Origin of the sequence: Sphingopyxis sp. QXT-31 (assembly GCF_001984035.1) — a bacterium.
Classification (GTDB): Bacteria; Pseudomonadota; Alphaproteobacteria; order Sphingomonadales; family Sphingomonadaceae; genus Sphingopyxis.
Window position 1 is genome coordinate 730890 of record NZ_CP019449.1, and the last position, 20196, is coordinate 751085.

Consider the following 20196-nt stretch of genomic DNA (forward strand, 5'->3'; position numbering starts at 1 on the left):
CCAGGACGCGGCGAACATGCCGGAAACCGGGGCGAGGATCAAGAAAGGCGGGATCAGCGCGGTTCGAGTCGGATATCGGCGACTTGGCAGTCGCTGCAATCGACCGCGCGCAGGATCAGCGCATCGGTCTCGCCGCCGATCGTCAGGTCACCGACCGCGACATTCTGCCAGCCGATGCCGGGTGCAACTGCGGCCTCCTTGCCCGCCAGAGCGATGCGTCCGCCATTGGCCGAACGGACGCGGACCGATGCGTTCCAGCGTCCCGATGCGGCGGTTTCGATCGCGTAGCGCATCCATTCGCCGCTGACGAAGTCGGCGACATATGGCGTTCCGTCGGCCTCGCGCGCGATGTCGACGCCGTCGTTGCGAAAGGTCGTGCCGTTGTTCCACGGCGTGCGCTCGCCGCCGGTCGCGACATGGTAGTTGGCGTCGACGGTGTCGCCGTATGCGACGCCTGCGGGGCCGAGGTCGTAGTCGACGGCGCGGATGGTCGTTGGCGCCTTGCCGAGCTTGCGTTCCACGAACGCCTTCGGGCTCGCGTCGCGTGGCTGGCGGAACATCGCGTCGATGACGTCGGGCTTGGCGATATTCTTGTCGAACCGGCTGTTCTCGGCGAGCTGCATCATCGCGGCGAATGCCTCTTCGGCGCCCGGCTTCGGCCCCTTGCCGGTCGCCCAGGCGACGATCTTCATCCAGCCGTCGCCGGGGGCGATCTCGAGCGGCTGGTTGAAGCCGATCTTCTTGAGCGGCCAGAAATTCCAGCCGATGCCTTCGCCCTCGACCAGCGCGATCGCGTCGCGGAACCAGACATTGCTGTTCTCGCCCGACTCGCCGAGCCAGACAGGGCGGTTGTAGCTCGTCCGTAGCTTGACGATGTCGGCGATGCTGGCGGCGTCATTGCGGTTCCAATATTTGTGGAAGCTGAGCACCATATTGGCGTCCCACGCGGGCGGCAGGCCCTTGTAATTATTGCCCCAGCAATTGCCTTCGACGATGATCATATGCCTGGCATCGACGCCGCGGATCGCCGCGGTGATGCGCTGCTGCAACTCCCAGACCGCCTTGCTCTCGGTCTCGTCGCAGCCATTGCCCTTGCCGGGTGTCGCAAAGCTCCAGTTGGGCTCGTTGATCAGATCGTAGCCGCCGATCCACGGCTCGTCCTTGTAGCGCGCCGCGAGCTTGGTCCACAGCGCCACCGTCTTGCGCTTGTTCTCCTCGCTTTCCCACAGGGACGGCTTCGCGGGATCGCGGTCCGATATGGCGAGGTCGTTGCCCTGACCCCCGGGCGCGGCGTGGAGGTCGAGGATCAGGTACAGGCCGTGCTTCTTGCTCCATGCGAGCAGCTTGTCGATGCGCTGAAAGCCCTCCTCATGCCAAGTGTCGGTACCGGCTTTCGTTTCCTTGTCCGCGGGCAGGGTGAGCTGGTCGAAATGGATCGGCAGCCTTACCGAATTGAAGCCCCAAGCGGCCATCTGCGCAATGTCGGCCTCTGTCGTATGGTTGTCGAGCCAGGCGCGGTAGAATTCGGCCGTCCGCTCCTCGCCGACCAGTTCGACCAGTTTCGCGCGAATACGATGCTGCTGCCCGACCTCGCCGAGCTTCAGCATATAGCCTTCCTGCAGCATCCAGCCGCCGAGCCCCATGCCGCGCAGGATTACGGGCCGACCGCTGTCGTCGACGATCTTTGTGCCCTCGACCCGCAGCCAGCCCTCGGCCTGCGCTGCGGTAGAGGAAAACAGCGCCGCAAGCGCCAGCGCGACCCGTCCGAATTTCATGATGGCATCCCCATTTATGATCTATGGGAACGTTATCAAATTCGTTACTAAGAGCAAGTATCGAACCGGTCTAGCAGTCATCCCGGCGAAAGCCGGGATCTCGACCTATCGCCATGACGCCCCGGTGAGATCCCGGCCTTCGCCGGGATGACGGGCCTGAAAGCAGATGAGGGTAGCGGGAAGCGCGCGCTGCTTAAAGTCTGGGCAGCGTGACGCCCTTCTGCCCCATATATTTGCCCGCACGGTCGGCGTAGCTCGTCTCGCAGGGCTCGTTGCCAGCCAAGAACAGGAACTGGCACGCGCCCTCATTGGCGTAGATCTTGGCGGGCAGGGGGGTGGTGTTCGAAAACTCGAGGGTCACATGCCCCTCCCAGCCGGGCTCGAGCGGGGTGACGTTTACGATGATGCCGCAGCGCGCATAGGTCGACTTGCCGAGGCAGATGACGAGCACATCGCGCGGGATACGGAAATATTCGACCGTGCGCGCGAGCGCGAAGCTGTTCGGCGGGATGATGCACACGTCTGTTTCGCGGTCGACGAAATTCTTGGGATCGAAATCCTTGGGGTCGACGATCGTGCTGTCGACGTTGGTGAAGATCTTGAATTCGGGCGCGACGCGCGCGTCATAGCCGTAGGAGGACAGGCCGTAGCTGATGCACCCGTCGCGGCGCTGCGCCTCGACGAAGGGTTCGATCATGCCCTGATTGAGCGCGGCGTCGCGAATCCAGCGGTCGGAAAGAATGGCCATGACGCTGTCTTGTCGGCGCGCGCGGATTCGCGCAAGCGGTCAGTCAATCAGCCCCAGATCCTTCGGCCCGAAGGCCGCGGGCAGCAGCTCGCTCAGCCGGTAGCTCGTCACCGCGCTGCCGTCACCCGACGCGCAATGGACGAGGATGTCGGTCCGCGACCGCTCGGCGGCCTCGTTGAGGATCTGGCGGCATCGCCCGCACGGATTCACCGGATCGGCTCCGATCAGGGCATCGCCCTCGGGCCGCCCGCCGACGATCGCGACCTCGGCGAGCTCGCCGATCCAGCCCTCGTTGGCGATCTTCGCGACCGCCGCGGTCTCGGCGCAGAGCGTCAGGCCATAGCTCGCATTCTCGACATTGGCGCCGGTCACCACGTCGCCATTCTTGAGCAGCAGCGCCGCCCCGACATGAAAGCCCGAATAAGGCGCATAGGCACGGCTCGCGGCGTCGCGCGCCGCCTCGATCAGCGCGTCGCGGGGGTTGGTCATTTGATGTCTCCGTCGGGGCGTACGACGTTCCAGCCTATGGTGCCGTCGGCGCCCGAGATCCGCATATAATCGTTCGCCTGCCACATCGCCCAGGGATGCGCGCCATAATCGGGCGCGAAAAAGTCGCGGCGCAGCCACGCGGTGCGCGCGATGCCCTGAGTCACCTGATAATCGGCGTCGAAGGCCGGACTCGGTGCGATCATGCTCGGCTTGCCCATATGCGCCTCGATCTGCGCGAGGAAAGTCGCGAGTTCGCTGAGCAGCAGCGCGCGCGTCGGCCGGTCGGGGCAGCGGTCGTCATAATCGAGCCACACCGCCGCGGGCAGCGTGTCGGTCCGGCGCGGCACGTGGCGGATGAAGTTCGCCGCCTGGTCGGTGGCGAGGCGGCAGAGGTCGTAACGGTGGATCGCCCCGGTCTGGACGTCGGCCAGTCGCGCCTCGCGCATGTTGCGCGCGAACATCGGGTCGCTGCGCTCGGCCCCGTCGGTCGCGAGGAGATAGGCGAAATCGGCGCCCGCGGCCTTGACCGATCCCCAATGAACCTCGCCGTTGCTGGCGTCGATCGTCGCGCCCTGCCAGGGATATTGGTCGCGCGCCGGCGCCCAGCGCGCCGCCCACCACAAAGCGAGGCCCGCCGCGAGCAGCGCCAGCAGCAGCGCCGCGGCCAGCCGCCGCAGCCAGCGCAGCAGGGCGGCGCGCCAGCCCGCTCCGGCGCCTGCCGGTTTCTTCTTCCTGCTTGCCGCGCCCGTCGCCATGATCAGCCCTTGATGTGCAGCACGCAGATCAGCGTGAACAGCCGCCGCGCGGTGTCGAAATCGACCGCGATCTTGCCGTCGAGCCGGTCCATCAGCATCTCGGCCGCCTCATTGTGCAGCGCGCGGCGCGCCATGTCGACGGTCTCGATCTGCTGCGCGGTCGAGGTCTTGATCGCTTGGTAATAGGAATCGCAGATCGCGAAATAGTCGCGGATCGGGCGGCGGAAGCGCCCGAGGCCTAGGATGATCGCCTCCAGCGGCGAATGATCCTCGCGCGCGATCTCGAAGATCAGCCGGCCTTCCTCGACGCGCAGTTTCAGCCGGTAGGGGCCGGCATAGCCGTCGGCATGCCCGCGCTGCGGCACGAATTTATTCTCCTCGATCAGGTCGAAGATCGCGACGCGCCGTTCCTGTTCGACGTCGGCATTGCGCCACACGATCGAGCCCTCGTCGAGCTCGATCGAAATGATGCGCTGCAGGGCGGGATCGGCGTCGGTCATAGCGTTCGGCTTCTACTTGGCGCGTCGCGAAGGGCAAGGGGCCTGCTATGGAGGCGCCAACTTCCTTCGCCGTTCGTGTCGAGCGAAGTCGAGACACCCATAAGGAGCGTGTGCCTTCGCGTGTCTCGACTTCGCTCGACACGAACGGGAGGGGAAGGCAGACTTATCCCCAGATGGGTCCACGGCGCTGCGGATCGGCAGAGCTAAGCCGGTTGCACCCGCCACGCGCCCGGCGCATGATGACGCCATGGCTGAACTAGCACTATTCCCCACCCCGGCCCCCGCCGGGGAAGACCGCCAATTGCCGCGCAATATCGAGGCCGAGGCAGCGTTCCTGGGCGCGATCCTGATCGACAACCGAGTCGTCGAGGACCTGCCCGTCGCGCTGACCCCCGATCATTTCTTCGAACCGCTCCACGGCCGCATCTTCCAGCAGACGATGGCGCTGATCGAGCGCAACAGCATCGCGACCCCGGTGACGCTTAAGCCCTTTTTCGAGGCCGACGAGGCGATGAAGGCGGTCGGCGGCCCCGGCTATCTCGCGCAATTGACGGGCAGCGGCGCCGGGCTGATCGGCGCGCGCGACTTCGCGCGCCAGATCTTCGACCTCGCGCTGCTCCGCGAACTCGTCGGCGTCGGCCGCACGCTCGTCGACAGCGCGCTCGACACCAGCGAGAGCGTCGACCCGCAGGCGCAAATCGAGGAGGCCGAGACCGCGCTGTACCGCGTCGCGGGCGGCGAAGCCGAGATGGGCACGGTCAAGAGCTTCAATACCGCGAGCCTCGTCGCGCTGCAGGCGGCAGAGCGCGCGCTCAATTCGGGCGGCCACCTGTCGGGGATCACCACCGGCATTTCGAGCATGAACGCCAAGATCGGCGGCATGCACAATTCGGACCTCATGATCCTCGCGGGCCGACCGGGCATGGGCAAGACCTCGCTCGCGACCAACATCGCGTACAACGCCGCCGAACGCTTCCGCCGCGACGAGGAAGACGGCATCCCGCCCGAGAAGAATATGGGCGCCAAGGTCGCCTTCTTCAGCCTCGAAATGTCCGCCGACCAGCTCGCGACGCGCGTGCTGGCCGAACAATCCGGCGTGTCGGGCGAGGCGCTGCGCATGGGCAAGATCAGCAAGGACCAGTTCCAGCAACTGAGCCGCGCCGCGCAGGCGCTCCAGACCTTGCCGCTGTTCATCGACGACACTGCGGGCCTGACGATTGCAGGCCTGCGCACCCGCGCGCGGCGCCTGCAGCGGCGCCACGGCATCGGCCTGATCATCGTCGATTATCTCCAGCTGCTCCAAGGCTCGTCGCGCAGCGGCGACAACCGCGTGCAGGAAATCTCGGAGATTTCGCGTGGTCTTAAGACTTTGGCGAAGGAGCTTAATGTCCCCGTGATGGCGCTGTCGCAGCTCAGCCGCGCGGTCGAAAGCCGCGAGGACAAACGCCCGCAGCTCTCGGACCTTCGCGAATCGGGCTCGATCGAGCAGGACGCCGACATGGTGCTCTTCGTGTTCCGCGAGGATTATTATGTCGCCGCGCGCGAACCCAAGCGCCCGATCGAGGGCGACGACGTCAAGGTCCACGCCGCGCACGAGGAATGGGCGGCCGAAATGGAACGCGTCTTCGGCCTCGCCGAAGTCATCGTCGCCAAATCGCGCCACGGCTCGACCGGCAAGATCCGCATGCATTTCGAGGCGAAGACGACCAAGTTCAGCGATCTTGCCGATGACAGCATGGCGTATGAGGATTATGAGTAGGTCCAAAGCCTCATGATCGGATGGGGGTGGCTGATCGCGACGACCCTTGTCCTCCTGATCGCGATGAATCTGCATCTGTGGATTCGGTCGAGAGTTATCGAGCGGCGGCTGGACGATGAGTATGACTATTTCCGCTACATCGAGCGAGAAAGCGCCGTCATGCGCTTCGTCAACGGCGTCTATACGAAAGACATGCCGAACCATTGGCTCACCGACTTTCTCGACAAGCATGTCGAGCTGGCCTTTGAAGACCCTCTTCTTGACGATCAGATCCGCCGTTACCGAGTGACGCGAGCCTCGTGGTTCGGGGGCTTCGGCATCTGGGTGGTCGTCGCGACCGCGCTAGCAATGACTACGGCTTAGAAAGCCGGATCGTTCGCCGGATCGTCGTCGATCGGCGTCACCGCTTCGTGGATGCCGCATTCGGTCTTGTCCCAGCCGCGCCAGCGGCCCGAGCGCGGGTCTTCGCCGGGCTTCACCTTCGACGTGCACGGCGAACAGCCGATCGATGGATAGCCCTCGGCCTCAAGCGGATGGCGCGGCAGGTCGTGCGCCTCGAAATAGGCGTCGAGTTCCTCGCGCGACCAGTTGGCGAGCGGGTTGAACTTCAGGCGGCCGGTGTTGCCGTCGAGCTCGAAGCGCGGCAGGCCGGTGCGCGTCGCCGACTGGAAACCCTTGCGCCCGGTGATCGAGGTGTCGAAATCGGCGAGCGCCTTTTCGAGCGGCTTGACCTTGCGGATTTCGCAGCAGCCGTCGGGGTCGTAGGACCAGCGCAGCTCGGTCGCGTCCTTTTTGGCCAGCTCGTCGGGATCGGGGGTGAGGTTGACGAGGTTGAGCCCCAGCCGTGCGGTCAGTTCGTCGCGATACGCCAGCGTTTCGGGGAAATGCTTGCCGGTGTCGAGGAACAGCACCGGCATGTCGGGTGCGACCTGCGCGATGAGGTGGAGCAGCACCGCGCTCTCGGCGCCGAAGCTCGACACGATCGCGGTCTCGCCAAGCAGCCCGGCGCCGATAACGCTCGCCACCACCTCGGCGGCGTCCTGACCACGGAACAGGTTGTTGAGGCGGATGACGTCGGTCGGCGCGAAGCGCGGCGCGACGTCGATGCGGTCGCGGGTGCGGTCTTCGCCGGCTTTGGGGGGAGAGGTTTTCACTTCAGCCATGCCTCAGCTTCCAGATCGGCACCGCGCCGTCGGCCGCGCCCTGATAATGCTCGGGCCAGCGCGCCAGCGCCGCCTCGACATCGGCCGGATTGAGGTCCTTTTCGGCGGCGAAGCTGTCGAAGCCGCAGCGCTTCATATAGGCGATCTGGTCGACGAGCACGTCGCCCTGCGCGCGCAATTCGCCCGCATAGCCGGCTTCGCGCAGGATGCGCGCCGAGGAATAGCCGCGGCCGTCACGAAACTTGGGGAAGGCGACCTCGATCAGCGCGAGCCGGTCGAGGTGCGGGATCAGCGCGCGTGCATCTTCGTCGGGTTCGAGCCGCACCGCGGTGGCGTTCGACTGCGACAGAAAGGCATCGAGCGTGACGCAGGGCTCCTCGCCCGGCTGAAGCGCGGCGTCGGTCATTCATTTTCTCCCGGGATACGCGCGATCACCTTGATCTCGAAAGTGAAACCCGACAGCCAGGTCACGCCGACCGCGGTGATGTTTGGATAGGGCTTCTCGCCCCAATTGGCGCCGAGCACGGGAAAGATCGTCTCGAAATGCGTGTCGGGATCGATCATGAACAACGTCACGTCGACGACCTTGTCGAAGCTCGACCCGGCGGCCCTCAGGATCGCATTGAGATTGTCGAACGCCAGCTGCACCTGCGCCGCAAGGTCGGGCTCGGGCGAGCCATCGACGCGCGCACCGACCTGCCCCGACACGAACAGGAAACCGTTCGAGCGGATCGCGGGCGAATAACGATGCGCCTCATAGAGCGCATGCGGCTCGGGCGGAAAGACGGCGTCGCGCTCAGCCATAGATCGCCTCCTTGAACGGCGCCATGCCGACGCGGCGGAAGGTATCGACGAAGCGCTCGCCCTCGCTGCGGGTGGCGAGATATTTGTCGGTCACGCGCTCGATCGCATCGACCACGCCGTCCTCGTCGAAACCGGGGCCGGTAATCGTGCCGAGGCTGACGTCCTCCGCGCCCGATCCGCCGAGCAAAAGCTGGTAATTCTCGGTGCCCTTGCGGTCGACGCCGAGGATGCCGATGTGGCCGGCGTGGTGATGCCCGCAGGCGTTGATGCAGCCCGAAATCTTGAGCTTGAGCTCGCCGAGTTCCTTCTGGCGGCCGAGGTCCGAGAAGCGCGTCGCGATCTTCTGCGCGACCGGGATCGAGCGCGCATTGGCGAGGCTGCAATAATCGAGCCCGGGGCAGGCAATGATGTCGCTGATCAGGTCGAGGTTCGGCGTCGCGAGCCCCGCACCGTCGAGCGCTTGCCAGATCGCGTAGAGATCGGCCTTACGGACGTGCGGCAGCACGATGTTCTGCGCATGCGTCACGCGCAGCTCGTCGTGGCTGTACTGCTCGGCAAGGTCGGCCATCAGGTCGATCTGCGCCGACGATGCGTCGCCGGGGATGCCGCCGACGGGCTTCAGGCTGATGTTGACGATGGCATGGCCCGGCACCTTGTGCTTTGCGACATTCTGGTCGACCCAGACCGCGAAGTCGGGATCGCTACGGTCGATGGCGTCCGGAGCCGAAGCATCGAGCGCCGGCGGCGCGAATTGCTTGGCGATGCGGTCGAATTCGGCCTTGGGCGGGTCGATGCCGAGCGACTTCACATGGGCGAATTCCTCCTCGACCTGACGGCGATATTCGTCGGCGCCCAGTTCGTGGATCAGGATCTTGATCCGCGCCTTGTAGATATTGTCGCGGCGGCCATAGCGGTTGTAGACGCGCAGGCACGCCTCGGCATAGCTCAGCATATCCGCCAGCGGGACGAAATCCTTGATCAGCGGCGCGATCATCGGGGTGCGGCCCATGCCGCCGCCCACGTAAAAGGCCGCGCCATGCTGCCCGTCCTTCTCGACGATCTGGATGCCGATATCGTGTAGACGCATCGCCGCGCGATCCTCGTCGGCGGCGATGACGGCGATCTTGAACTTGCGCGGCAGATAGCTGAATTCGGGGTGGAAGCTCGACCATTGGCGGAGCAGTTCGGCCCAGGGACGCGGATCGGTGATCTCGTCGGCCGCGGCGCCGGCCCACTGGTCCGAGCTGATGTTGCGGATGCAATTGCCGCTGGTCTGGATCGCATGCATCTCGACCGACGCCAGATCCTCAAGGATCGCGGGGGCGTCCTCCAGCTTGATCCAGTTATACTGGATGTTCTGGCGCGTGGTGAAATGGCCGTAATCGCGGTCGTATTTGCGCGCGATGTGCGCGAGCATGCGCATCTGGCGGCTGTCGAGCGTGCCATAAGGCACCGCGACGCGCAGCATATAGGCGTGGAGCTGGAGGTAGAGGCCGTTCATCAGGCGCAGCGGCTTGAACTGGTCCTCGGTGATCTCGCCCGCCAGGCGGCGCTTCACCTGGTCCGAAAATTCGGCGACGCGGGCGGCGACCATCGCATGGTCATATTCGTCATATTTATACATGTCAGATCACCCAGTCGCCGGCCGCGGGATCGGCGGGTTTCAGTGTCAAATCGGGGCGCACGGTCGGCCCCAATGCACGGATGCGGTCCTTGATATGCGCGGGGCGCGGGCCCTCGGCGGTCGCTTCGCCCGCGATGATGTAGGGCGCGTTGACGCGGCGCGCGGCCTCTTCGACCGCCAGGATCGCGTCGCCATGCTCGCCGACGTCGGCGGCGTCCTCGATGTGCAGCGACCAGTCGGCGCCGGTCCACCAGGTGACGAAGCCCGTTTTCAGGTCGTTGCCCGTGAGCAATTTCATGTGAAGTCCCCAATATTTTCCATGTTCTGCGCGACGCCGGGCGCGCCAAGGCAGTCGAGCGCATCGGCGCGCGCCGCGACCTTGCCGACGATGATGAGCGCCGGGCTGGCGACCTTCTCGCGCACGACGAGGTCGCCGAGATCGGTGAGCAGGGTGCGCAGCACGCGCGCGTCGGCGGTGGTGCCGCGCTCGACGACTGCCACGGGCAGGCCGGGCGAAACGCCGTCGGCGATCAGCTTGTCGGCGATGGCGCTGGCGGTCGCGAGGCCCATGTAGATGACGAGCGTGCGGCCATGGCCCGCGAGACCCGACCAGTCCTGATCGGACAAATCCTTGCACTGGCCCGCAACGAAGCTGACCGCGCTCGCATCCTCGCGGTGGGTGAGCGGGAGGCCAGCCTGCGCCGCGCAGCCGGCCGCGGCGGTGATGCCGGGGACGACCTCGCAGGCGACGCCGGCTTCGCGTGCCGCCTCGAGCTCCTCGCCGCCGCGCCCGAAAATGAACGGATCGCCGCCCTTCAGCCGCACGACCTGCTTGCCCGCCAGCGTCTCGCGCACCAACAGTTCGTTGATCAGTTCCTGCTTCATCGTGTGGCGGCTACGCTGCTTGGCGACGCTGATCCGCTCGACATGCGCCGGGATCAGCGCCAGCACGCCGTCACCGACCAGCCCGTCGTGCACAACGAGATCAGCGCTTTCGAGCAGCCGCGCGGCGCGCAAGGTCAGCAGGTCGGGATCGCCCGGACCGGCGCCGACGAGCCATAATTTGCCCGAAGAAGGGAGACTCTTTTCCATGGCTAGCAACATGGTTTGCGCGCCCCGAAAGCGCAAAGCAGGCTTTATTGACGGGGGTGAAGGTAAAATTGACCGCGCGTTTCTGTCGCTCGCGACGCCGCGGCCTTTATAGATATTTCTTGGTCACCAGCTGCGATTCTTCGGGATCGCGCAGCCCGACGCCTATCGACGCGCGCGTCGAATCGCTCTCGCTGCTGGCGACCGGATAAGCGCAATAGTCGGCGGCGTAGAAAGCGCTGGGCCGGTGGTTGCCCGACAGGCCGATGCCGCCGAATGGCGCCGCCGACGACGCGCCATTGGTTGGCCGGTTCCAGTTGATTACCCCGGCGCGGGCATTGGCCCAGAACTGGTCGTAGAGCTGTGGCGACCCGCCTATCAGCGCCGCCGACAGGCCGAAAGCGGTGTTGTTCGCTTCGGCGATCGCGGCTTCGAAACTGTCGACGCGGATCACCTGGAGCAAAGGCCCGAACAGTTCGATATCGGGCCGCTCGGCCATGTCGGTGACATCGATAATGCCCGGGGTCAGGAACGGCCGGTCGCGCACCGGGCGCGTCATGTGGCGGACGACCTGACCGCCGTTCGACATCAGGATCAGAAAGCTTTCGGTCAGGCCGTCGGCCGCCTCGTTGTCGATCACCGGTCCCATATAGGGCGGGGGAGTTGCAAAGGGTTCGTCGACGATCAGCCGATTGGCGAGTTTCCGAACCTCTTCGACCAGCCGATCAGCCATGGTTTCGCGGACGATCAGGCGGCGCGCGTTGCTGCAGCGTTGCCCGGCGCTCAGAAAGGCGGACTGCACGACCAGGATCGCGGCGGTGTGAAGGTCAGGGGTGTCCCACACGACCACCGGGTTGTTACCGCCCATTTCAAGCGCAAGGATCTTGTCGGGCCGGTTGGCGAACTGACGGTTGAGCGCCAGCCCCGTGCGCGCCGATCCAGTGAACAGCAGGCCGTCGATCCCCGCATGACCCGCGAGCGCCTTGCCCTCGTCGGGGCCACCGACGACAAGCCGCAGCACCTCCTTGGGCACCCCGGCGCTATGGAACAGATCAACGAGCAGGGCGCCGGTCGCGGGGGTCTTTTCCGACGGCTTGAACACGACCGAATTGCCGGCGATCAGCGCCGGCACGATATGCCCGTTGGGCAGATGCGCGGGGAAATTATAGGGCCCCAGCACCGCGAGCAGTCCGTGCGGCTTGTGGCGCACCGCGTTGCGCAGCCCCATCGCGCCCTCGATGCGGCGGTTCGAGGTGCGCTCCGAATAGGCGTTGATCGAGATATCGACCTTGTTCGCAACCGATTCCACTTCGGTGCGGGCTTCCCAGAGCGGCTTGCCGGTCTCGCGCGAGATCAAGGTCGCCAGCGTCTCGGCCTCGGCCTTCACGCGGTCGGCGAAGCGGCGCAGCGTTTCGGTGCGGAAGGTGAGGGGCTTTGCCGCCCATTCGGGCCAGGCGCGGCGACCGATCTCGACCTCTTGATCGACATTGCTGATCGCGCGGCGCCAGACTTCCAGGCCCGTGGCGGGATCGTGCGAAACCAGTTCGGCGGTCATGACGTCGCCCGCATGCGGGCGATGATGGGGGACAGTCGCAGCATCGCCTCTGCTCTTATCGGCGAAAGGTTAACCGGGCAAGCCGAGGACCCAAGCATCGCTTGCGCGCGCGCGCCGGGTTGGCGATAGATGCGGCGAATCCCGCAGAGCGCGGATGACAAGGGGAAAGCGCCATTTCGGCACGGCAGGATCATCGCGAACGCTGGTGGGACCATTATTGGTGGTCGCCCGACGGCGTGCGCCTGCACGCCCGCGTCTATGATCCGCCCGAACCGGTCGAGACGCTGCCGCCGATCCTCTGCCTGCCTGGCCTCGCGCGCAACGCCCGCGATTTCGAGGCGCTGGCTCCGCATCTCGCCGAGCGCCGCCGCGTCATCGTCGTCGAATTCCGCGGCCGCGGCGAAAGCGCCTATGCCAAGGATCCGATGACCTATGTCCCGCTCTCTTATGTGCAGGACGTCGTCGCGCTGCTCGACGATCGCGGGATCCAGCGCTTCGCGACGATCGGTACCTCGCTCGGCGGGCTTGTCTCGATGATCCTCGCCGCGACCTTGCCGGGGCGGCTCGTCGGCGCGGTGCTGAACGACGTCGGGCCGGAGCTCGAGGAAGCGGGGCTCGCGCGCATCCGCGACTATATCGGCACCGGCGGCAGCCAGCCGACCTGGATTCACGCCGCGCGCACGGTCGCCGAACTCAATGCCGCGGTCTATCCCGATTACGGCCTCCACGACTGGCTGCGGATGACAAAGCGCACGCACAAGCTGACCGCCGAGGGACGGATCGTCACTGATTACGACAAGCAGATCGCGGCGCCGCTGCGTGTCCCGCATGGGGGGGAGGCCGCGGCGGACCTGTGGCCCGCCTATCGCGCGCTCGGCGATATTCCACTGCTGATCCTGCGCGGCGCACTGTCGGACATTCTCGCACGCACCGCCGCCGACCGGATGCTCGCCGAACGGCCGACCGCGCGGCTGGTCGAAGTCCCCGGCGTCGGCCACGCCCCGACGATGGACGAGCCCGAGGCGCGCGCCGCGATCGACGCCTGGGCGGCGGAACTGCCCGCGGCGTGAGCGACGAGGCGCGTCCGGTCCGCATCCTGCATCTCCATTCGAGCTTCTCGCTCGGCGGCAAGGAAGCGCGCGCGACGCGGCTGATGAACCTGATGGGGGACCGCGCCGAACACGCGATCCTCTCGGCCGTCCCCGACGCGCTCGGCGCGCGGGACGCTATCGATCCGGTCATCAAGGTCGATTTCCCCGGCGCGGCTGCGCCCGCGCTCCACGGCAAGCCGGGGCCGGTGCGCTATCGCGCGCTGGCACGCTATATGGCGGGGTTCGACCTGATCCTCAGCTATAATTGGGGTTCGATGGACGGGGTGATGGCGCACCGCTGGTTCGCGCGGACGCGCGGCCTGCCGCCGCTGATCCATCACGAGGACGGCTTCAACGAGGACGAGAGCGCCCGGCGCAACTGGAAACGCAACGCCTTCCGCCGCCTCGCGCTGCCGACAGCCAAGGCGCTCGTTGTCCCCTCGACTTTGCTCCAGCGCATCGCCGCCGACGAATGGGGCGCCAGCGACTGCACCGAACTGATCCGGAACGGCATCGACGTCGCGGCCTATGCGCACGGCCCCGATATGCCGATCGCCGGCATGGAACGCCGCCCCGGCGAGGTCGTGATCGGCACCGTCGCGGGGCTGCGCAAGGTCAAGGACCTGCCGCGCCTCGTCCGCGCGGTCGCGCCGCTGCCCGCCAATGTCCGGCTGGTGATCGTCGGCGAGGGGCCCGAGCGCGATGCGATCCGCGCCGAGGCGGCGGCGTGCGGCATGGCCGACCGGCTGGTGCTGCCCGGCTTCATGGCCGAACCCGCGCGCTGGATAGGTCATTTCGACCTGCTGGCCTTGTCGTCGAAAAGCGAACAGGCGCCGATCGCGGTGATCGAGGCGATGGCGGCGGGGCTACCCGTCGCCAGCCCCGATGTCGGCGACGTCGCGGCGATGGTTTCGACCGAGAACGCGCCTTATGTGGCCTCCGACGAAGCCGGGTTCCGCGCCGCGCTCGCCGACCTCGCCGCCGACGCCGCGCTACGCCGCGCGGTCGGCGAGGCGAACCGCCATGCCGCCGCGCAGCGCTTCGACGAATCAACCATGGTCGCGGCCTATGAAAGCCTCTATGGACGGGCGCTGGAAGGTCGCCGTCTCTTCTCCCGGGGATAGGCCGCACGGCCATTGACTTTCGGCGTCGCCTTCCGCTTACGGAAGCGCAAATCGGGGCCCGATTGCGCCATGCAGTCGGGCGGAGAGAAAGAGGTTCTCGTGTTCAAAGGTTTGAAGCCCATCGTTTACGGCGGCCGCGAAGTGTGGCCGCTGGTTGAGGGGGGCAAGGGCGTGTCCGCAACCAACCATATGTCGAGCGGCGCCTGGGCCGCGGCGGGCGGCATCGGCACCGTCTCGGCGGTCAACGCCGACAGCTACGACGCCGAGGGCAAGATCGTTCCGCAGGTCTATAATGCGCTGACCCGGCGCGAGCGCCACGAGGAACTGATCCAGTACGGCATCGACGGCGCCGTCGCGCAGGTCGAGCGCGCCTATGAACTGGCAGGCGGCAAGGGCGCGATCAACATCAACGTGCTCTGGGAAATGGGCGGCGCGCAGCAGATCCTCGAGGGCGTGCTGTCGCGGACCAAGGGCATGATCGCCGGGGTCACCTGCGGCGCGGGCATGCCGTACAGGCTCAGCGAAATCGCCGAGCGCCACAATGTGATGTATCTGCCGATCATCAGCTCGGCGCGCGCGTTTCGCGCGCTGTGGAAGCGCGCCTATCACAAGGTGCCGCACCTGCTCGGCGCGGTCGTCTACGAAGATCCCTGGCTTGCGGGCGGCCACAACGGCCTGTCGAACGCCGAAGACCCGCTGGTGCCGCAGGATCCGTTCCCGCGCGTGAAGGCGGTGCGCGACACGATGCGCGCCGAGGGCATCGCCGACAGCGTGCCGATCGTGATGGCGGGCGGGGTCTGGTATCTGCGCGACTGGGAGGACTGGATCGACAATCCCGAACTCGGCCAGATCGTCTTCCAGTACGGAACGCGGCCGCTGCTCACCGAAGAAAGCCCGATCCCGCAGGCGTGGAAGGATCGCCTCCGCACCCTCGACGACGGCGACGTGCTGCTCCACCGCTTCTCGCCGACCGGCTTCTATTCGAGCGCGGTGCGCACGCCGTTCCTGCGCGATCTCGAGGCGCGCTCGGAGCGCCAGATCCCCTATTCGAAGCAGGAAGCCGGCGACCATATCGTCCAGCTCGACGTCGGGGTGAAGGGCAAGAATTTCTGGGTCACCCCCCACGACCGCGCCCGCGCGCGCGACTGGTTCGCCGAAGGCTATACCGAGGCGCTCAAGACTCCCGACAACACCGTCGTCTTCGTGACCGACAGCGACAAGGCGATCATCCGCAAGGACCAGACCGACTGTATGGGCTGCTTGTCGCATTGCGCTTTTTCGTCGTGGAAGGACCATGACGACTACACCACCGGCTACCTCGCCGACCCGCGCAGCTTTTGCATCCAGAAGACGCTGCAGGACATCGCGCATGGCGGCGACCCCGAGCAGAATCTGATGTTTGCGGGCCATGCCGCATTCAACTTCAAGACCGATCCCTTCTACTCGAACAACTTCACGCCCACGGTGAAGCAGCTCGTCGACCGGATCCTGACCGGCGATTGATCCGCCGGGAGGGGAGGGTCAGGCCCACCCCTCCAGCACCTGATCGGGCGGCCGGTGCCCGTCGCTCCACGCGCGGATATTGGCGATGACCTTTTCGCCCGACGCCTCGCGCCCCTCGATCGTCGCCGAGCCCAGGTGCGGCAGCAGCACGACATTGTCGAGCGCGAGCAGTTCGGGGTCGACCGCGGGTTCGTGCGTATAGACGTCGAGCCCCGCGCCCGCGATGCGTCCGGTCTTGAGCGCCGCGATCAGCGCCGCTTCGTCGACGATTTCGCCGCGCGCGGTGTTGATCAGATAGGCGGTGGGCTTCATCGCCGCGATCCGCGCCGCGCTGACCATCTCGTGCGTCTCGCTCGTGTGCGGGCAATGGATCGTCACCACGTCGCTGATGCGCAGCAGCGTATCGACGCTCGCATGATAGCTCGCGCCCAGTTCCTCTTCGATCGCCTCGGGCAGGCGGCGGCGGTTGTGATAATGGATCGACAGCCCGAACGCCCGCGCGCGCCGCGCGACCGCGAGGCCGATGCGCCCCATGCCGATGATGCCGAGCAATTTTCCTCCGACGCGGTGGCCGAGCATCGCGCTCGGTGCCCAGCCCTGCCACTGGCCCGATCGCATGAGCTTCTCGCCCTCGGCCAGCCGGCGCGGGACCGAGAGGATCAGCGCCATCGTCATGTCGGCGGTATCCTCGGTGAACACCCCCGGGGTGTTCGACACCATGATGCCCCTGGCGCGCGCGGCGGCGAGGTCGATATGGTCAACCCCGGCGCCGAAATTGGCGATCAGCTTGAGCCGTTCGCCCGCCGCCGCGATCACCTCGGCGTCGATCTCGTCGGTCACCGTCGGCACGAACACGTCGCAATCGGCGACCGCGGCCTTCAATTCGTCCTTGCTGAACGCATGGTCTTGCGCCGACAGCGCGACGTCGAACAATTCGGCCATGCGCGCCTCGACATGCGGCATCAGCTGGCGGGTGACGATGACGCGCGGGCGCCGTGGGCGGGATGAATCGGGCATGGCGCCGATAGAGCGCGCGCGCGCCGGGGGGTCAAGGGGCGCGTTGCTGCGCAACCGGTGGGTAGTCCGGCGCATTTGTGATCGTCGCCGGTTGAAAAAGCGCGGCGCTTGCGACAAGGATCAGCGATGACCAGCCGACATTTCGCCGTGATCTTGCTAAGCCTTGCCGTGGTGGGACCGGCGGCAGCACAGTCCGACCCCGAACTCCCTTATTGGGCGTCGATCAGCGTTGACGAGGCGCGGATGCGCAAGGGGCCGTCGCCCGACGTGCCGGTGATCTGGGAATATCGCCGCAAGGACCTGCCGGTAAAGGTGGTCGCGCGGCACGAGACCTGGCGCAAGATCGAGGATCCCGACGGTACGCAGGGCTGGATGGCGGCGCGGCTTCTCAGCCGCACGCGCACCGCGATCGTCGTCGGCGATATCCGCCCTTTGCGCGAAGCGGCGAGCAGTTCGTCGCCCGTCCTTTACCGCGCGGAGCCCGGTGTCGTCGGCAAGATCAGCGACTGCGCGAACGGCTGGTGCATGCTCGACGTCAAGGGGCGCCGCGGCTGGATCCAAACCGACCATATCTGGGGCGACTGACGGCGGGGCGATCGCCGCGCCGTCAGCGCGGCTGATCAGCTCTTCTTCGGGGTCACCGTCACCGTCACCCCCTTGGGATCGGTGGCGGTAAAGCTGCCGTCGGCGCCGGGGGCGCTGACCGTCCAGCATGCCTCGGGCTCGTCGCCGTCGGGGTCGAAACAATCCTTGCCATCCTTGTTGGCAAACTTGCCTTTGATTTCCTTGCCGTCGGGACCCACATCGACATAGGTGCCGTCTGGGTTGATCACGGTCGACGCCATCGTGCCATCGGCCATCTTCACGTCGTAGCTGCCGGGTGCGGTCGTCGGTGCGGCCGCAGCAGCGGGCGCCTCCTCGGAGGCCGGCGCGGCGGTTTCGGCTTTTTCGTCGGTCTTTTCCGAACAGGCCGACAAGGCGGCCAGCGCCGCGATCAGAACCAGCTTTTTCATGGACAGTCTCCCCTGCGTGACCCAGGGGGAAGGCTAAGTGTGGCCGAACGCGGACGCAACCCCATTCTGGCACCGGGCACAGCGAAAGGGCCGGACGGTTGCCCGTCCGGCCCTCCCCATGACCCGCTGGTTTAGCGCCAGCGGAAGTGGTTGCGATAGACCTGCACCACCCGGCCGTTGCGCGTGTTGACGAGCAACAGGTCGTTATAGTGGCGGACATAGGTCAGATTGCGGCCCGCGCGCGGCACGCCCCAGCGGCTGTCCCAGGTCGGACGATAGCTCGGCGCGTAGTAGTTCGAGCGGAGCGTCGCACCGACGCGGAACTGCTGATATTTGAACGGCGCGCGATAATTTTGGTAGCGCGTGTCGCGGCGCCAGTCGCGCTTGCTGTCGCGCAGGTCGCCTTTGGCGTCGCGCAGTTCGCGGCGTTCCTCGCGGACGTCGCTGCGGTCGCCATAACGCTTCGCATCGCGCAGCTCGCGCTGCTCTTCGCGGACGTCCTGACGATCCTTGCGGATTTCGCGGGTCTGCGCCTGCGCAACCGCGGGAACCATCATCGCGGCGATCAGGCCGGCGGTGAGAAATTTGCTCTTCATTGTGCCATTCCTTTTCAGTCGGTCAGGGGGAGGGGATCTGCCCGATGACTGAGGAATGGATTACGCGAGTCGTTTTGAATTGTTCCGGAACGGCGCGTTTATTTTCAGGACATTAGTGTCGCAATTTGTCGCGGCGGAACGACGAAGGGGCGCCGTCTTGCGACGAGTTTCAGGAACTTGGTCGGCGCCAACAAAAAAGCCCTCCCCCTTTATGGGGGAGGGTTGGGTGGGGGTGATGTCTCGTGCGTCGGCCCACGCCTGCACCATCACCCCTACCGCTGCGACTAGGAAGCAAGCTTCCAAGTCTCGCTGCCTCCCCCATCAAGGGGGAGGGACGGGTGGTCAGACGAGTTCGATCGCCACCGCGGTCGCTTCGCCGCCGCCGATGCACAGGCTCGCGATGCCGCGGGTCTTGCCGTGGCGCTGGAGTGCGGCGATCAGCGTGGTGATGATGCGGGTGCCGCTGGCGCCGATCGGATGGCCGAGCGCGGTCGCACCGCCATGGACGTTGATCTTTTCGCGCGGGATGCCGAGGTCGTGCATCGCGAACATCGCGACGCAGGCGAACGCTTCATTGACCTCGAACAGGTCGACGTCGCCGATCGACCAGCCGGTCTTGGCGAGCAATTTGTTGATCGCGCCGACGGGGGCGACGGTGAAGTCCTTGGGCTCCTGCGCATGCGCGGTGTGGGCAACGAGGCGCGCGACGGGCTTGGCGCCCTTGGCATCGGCGACCGACTGGCGCGTCAGCACCACCGCGGCGGCGCCGTCGGAGATCGAGCTGCTGGTCGCGGCGGTGATCGTGCCGTCCTTGGCGAAGGCGGGCTTCAGCGTCGGGATCTTGTCGGGCATCGCCTTGCCCGGCGCCTCGTCGGTGTCGACGACGACGTCGCCCTTGCGGCCGGCGATCGTCACCGGCGCGATCTCGGCGGCGAAGGCGCCGTCGGCGATCGCGGCCTTGGCGCGGCTCAGCGATTCGAGCGTATAATCGTCCTGCGCCTGGCGCGAGAGCTGATAGGCGTCGGCGGTGTCCTGCGCGAAGGTGCCCATCGCGCGGCCCGCCTCATAGGCGTCTTCCAGCCCGTCGAGGAACATATGGTCATAGGCGGTGTCGTGCCCGATGCGCGCGCCCGAGCGATGCTTCTTGAGGAGGTACGGCGCGTTGGTCATCGATTCCATGCCGCCTGCGACGACCAGATCGATGCTGCCCGCGGCGAGCGCTTCGGCGCCCATGATCACGGTCTGCATGCCCGAACCGCACACCTTGTTGACCGTGGTCGCCTGAACCGACTTGGGCAGGCCGGCCTTGATCGCGGCCTGGCGCGCCGGTGCTTGGCCGAGCCCGGCAGGGAGCACGCAGCCCATATAAATACGCTCGATATCGTCGCCCGACACGCCCGCGCGCTCGACCGCCGCCTTGACCGCAGTGGCGCCGAGGTCGGTCGCGCTCGCGTCCGACAAGGCGCCCTGCATGCCACCCATCGGAGTGCGCGCATAGGAGAGGAAAACGACGGGATCGGTGGCGGTCATAGCGAGAGACTCCGTAGGGGAAAACAGATCGGCGGCCCGATTAGCCCAAATGCTGCAACTG

General features: G+C 66.3%; 22 protein-coding genes. 6 read left to right on the forward strand and 16 right to left on the reverse strand.

Annotated elements, in window-relative coordinates:
• Positions 1 to 53 precede the first annotated feature (53 nt).
• The 5 genes from BWQ93_RS03660 to BWQ93_RS03680 form a co-directional block, all read right to left on the reverse strand.
• A complete protein-coding gene (locus BWQ93_RS03660; RefSeq protein ID WP_077029333.1) occupies positions 54 to 1775 on the reverse strand; it encodes a cellulase family glycosylhydrolase in 1722 nt (573 codons plus the stop codon).
• 193 nt (positions 1776 to 1968) lie between these two features.
• Positions 1969 to 2523 carry a dCTP deaminase gene (gene dcd / locus BWQ93_RS03665; protein ID WP_077029334.1) on the reverse strand — a complete coding sequence of 185 codons (555 nt, stop codon included), beginning with the start codon at positions 2521 to 2523 and terminating at the stop codon, positions 1969 to 1971.
• 39 nt (positions 2524 to 2562) lie between these two features.
• Positions 2563 to 3012, reverse strand: a complete 450-nt coding sequence (locus tag BWQ93_RS03670; RefSeq protein WP_232314727.1) for a cytidine deaminase — start codon at positions 3010 to 3012, stop codon at positions 2563 to 2565.
• Entirely contained in the window at positions 3009 to 3767 is a 759-nt protein-coding gene (locus tag BWQ93_RS03675; protein ID WP_083720596.1) for a glycoside hydrolase family 25 protein, read from the reverse strand. Before BWQ93_RS03675 ends, BWQ93_RS03670 begins: the two co-directional genes overlap by 4 nt.
• 2 nt (positions 3768 to 3769) lie before the next feature.
• Positions 3770 to 4267: a UPF0262 family protein gene (locus BWQ93_RS03680; RefSeq protein WP_077029335.1), complete on the reverse strand. Its 498-nt coding sequence runs from the start codon at positions 4265 to 4267 to the stop codon at positions 3770 to 3772.
• A gap of 247 nt (positions 4268 to 4514) precedes the next feature.
• Here BWQ93_RS03680 and BWQ93_RS03685 point away from each other — a divergent pair, with 247 nt between their 5' ends.
• The gene (locus BWQ93_RS03685) at positions 4515 to 6026 is read left to right on the forward strand and encodes a replicative DNA helicase (protein ID WP_077029336.1); all 1512 of its coding nucleotides are present in this window, start codon (positions 4515 to 4517) and stop codon (positions 6024 to 6026) included.
• A 12-nt stretch (positions 6027 to 6038) separates the two neighbouring features.
• Positions 6039 to 6389: a hypothetical protein gene (locus tag BWQ93_RS03690; protein ID WP_077029337.1), complete on the forward strand. Its 351-nt coding sequence runs from the start codon at positions 6039 to 6041 to the stop codon at positions 6387 to 6389.
• Here BWQ93_RS03690 and BWQ93_RS03695 read toward each other — a convergent pair.
• From BWQ93_RS03695 to astD, 7 genes are all read right to left on the reverse strand, one after another.
• A complete protein-coding gene (locus BWQ93_RS03695) occupies positions 6386 to 7189 on the reverse strand; it encodes a phosphoadenylyl-sulfate reductase (protein ID WP_077029338.1) in 804 nt (267 codons plus the stop codon). The genes BWQ93_RS03690 and BWQ93_RS03695 overlap by 4 nt on opposite strands.
• Positions 7182 to 7595: a DUF934 domain-containing protein gene (locus tag BWQ93_RS03700; RefSeq protein ID WP_077029339.1), complete on the reverse strand. Its 414-nt coding sequence runs from the start codon at positions 7593 to 7595 to the stop codon at positions 7182 to 7184. Before BWQ93_RS03700 ends, BWQ93_RS03695 begins: the two co-directional genes overlap by 8 nt.
• Positions 7592 to 7993 carry a RidA family protein gene (locus tag BWQ93_RS03705; RefSeq protein ID WP_077029340.1) on the reverse strand — a complete coding sequence of 134 codons (402 nt, stop codon included), beginning with the start codon at positions 7991 to 7993 and terminating at the stop codon, positions 7592 to 7594. Before BWQ93_RS03705 ends, BWQ93_RS03700 begins: the two co-directional genes overlap by 4 nt.
• Positions 7986 to 9617, reverse strand: coding sequence for a nitrite/sulfite reductase (locus BWQ93_RS03710; protein ID WP_077029341.1), 1632 nt, complete (start codon positions 9615 to 9617; stop codon positions 7986 to 7988). Before BWQ93_RS03710 ends, BWQ93_RS03705 begins: the two co-directional genes overlap by 8 nt.
• Position 9618: 1 nt before the next feature.
• On the reverse strand, positions 9619 to 9915 hold the full coding sequence (locus BWQ93_RS03715) for a DUF2849 domain-containing protein (protein ID WP_077029342.1): 297 nt from the start codon (positions 9913 to 9915) through the stop codon (positions 9619 to 9621).
• Entirely contained in the window at positions 9912 to 10709 is a 798-nt protein-coding gene (cobA, locus tag BWQ93_RS03720; RefSeq protein ID WP_077029343.1) for a uroporphyrinogen-III C-methyltransferase, read from the reverse strand. Before cobA ends, BWQ93_RS03715 begins: the two co-directional genes overlap by 4 nt.
• A 106-nt stretch (positions 10710 to 10815) precedes the next feature.
• Positions 10816 to 12261, reverse strand: coding sequence for a succinylglutamate-semialdehyde dehydrogenase (astD, locus tag BWQ93_RS03725; RefSeq protein WP_077029344.1), 1446 nt, complete (start codon positions 12259 to 12261; stop codon positions 10816 to 10818).
• A 236-nt stretch (positions 12262 to 12497) separates the two neighbouring features.
• Between astD and BWQ93_RS03730 the strand changes: the two genes are divergently transcribed.
• From BWQ93_RS03730 to BWQ93_RS03740, 3 genes are all read left to right on the forward strand, one after another.
• Complete coding sequence (locus tag BWQ93_RS03730) at positions 12498 to 13331, forward strand: alpha/beta fold hydrolase (RefSeq protein WP_232314728.1); 834 nt, start codon at positions 12498 to 12500, stop codon at positions 13329 to 13331.
• Positions 13328 to 14476 carry a glycosyltransferase gene (locus BWQ93_RS03735; protein ID WP_232314729.1) on the forward strand — a complete coding sequence of 383 codons (1149 nt, stop codon included), beginning with the start codon at positions 13328 to 13330 and terminating at the stop codon, positions 14474 to 14476. Before BWQ93_RS03730 ends, BWQ93_RS03735 begins: the two co-directional genes overlap by 4 nt.
• 99 nt (positions 14477 to 14575) lie before the next feature.
• Positions 14576 to 15979, forward strand: a complete 1404-nt coding sequence (locus BWQ93_RS03740; RefSeq protein WP_077032186.1) for an NAD(P)H-dependent flavin oxidoreductase — start codon at positions 14576 to 14578, stop codon at positions 15977 to 15979.
• A gap of 18 nt (positions 15980 to 15997) precedes the next feature.
• Here BWQ93_RS03740 and BWQ93_RS03745 read toward each other — a convergent pair whose 3' ends face one another.
• Entirely contained in the window at positions 15998 to 16996 is a 999-nt protein-coding gene (locus tag BWQ93_RS03745) for a 2-hydroxyacid dehydrogenase (RefSeq protein WP_077029346.1), read from the reverse strand.
• A gap of 126 nt (positions 16997 to 17122) precedes the next feature.
• Between BWQ93_RS03745 and BWQ93_RS03750 the strand changes: the two genes are divergently transcribed.
• A complete protein-coding gene (locus BWQ93_RS03750; RefSeq protein ID WP_077029347.1) occupies positions 17123 to 17581 on the forward strand; it encodes an SH3 domain-containing protein in 459 nt (152 codons plus the stop codon).
• A gap of 35 nt (positions 17582 to 17616) precedes the next feature.
• Here BWQ93_RS03750 and BWQ93_RS03755 read toward each other — a convergent pair whose 3' ends face one another.
• From BWQ93_RS03755 to BWQ93_RS03765, 3 genes are all read right to left on the reverse strand, one after another.
• A complete protein-coding gene (locus tag BWQ93_RS03755) occupies positions 17617 to 18009 on the reverse strand; it encodes a hypothetical protein (RefSeq protein ID WP_077029348.1) in 393 nt (130 codons plus the stop codon).
• Positions 18010 to 18140: 131 nt separating this feature from the next.
• Complete coding sequence (locus tag BWQ93_RS03760; protein ID WP_077029349.1) at positions 18141 to 18605, reverse strand: DUF1090 family protein; 465 nt, start codon at positions 18603 to 18605, stop codon at positions 18141 to 18143.
• 342 nt (positions 18606 to 18947) lie between these two features.
• Positions 18948 to 20135: an acetyl-CoA C-acyltransferase gene (locus BWQ93_RS03765; RefSeq protein ID WP_077029350.1), complete on the reverse strand. Its 1188-nt coding sequence runs from the start codon at positions 20133 to 20135 to the stop codon at positions 18948 to 18950.
• Positions 20136 to 20196 lie beyond the last annotated feature (61 nt).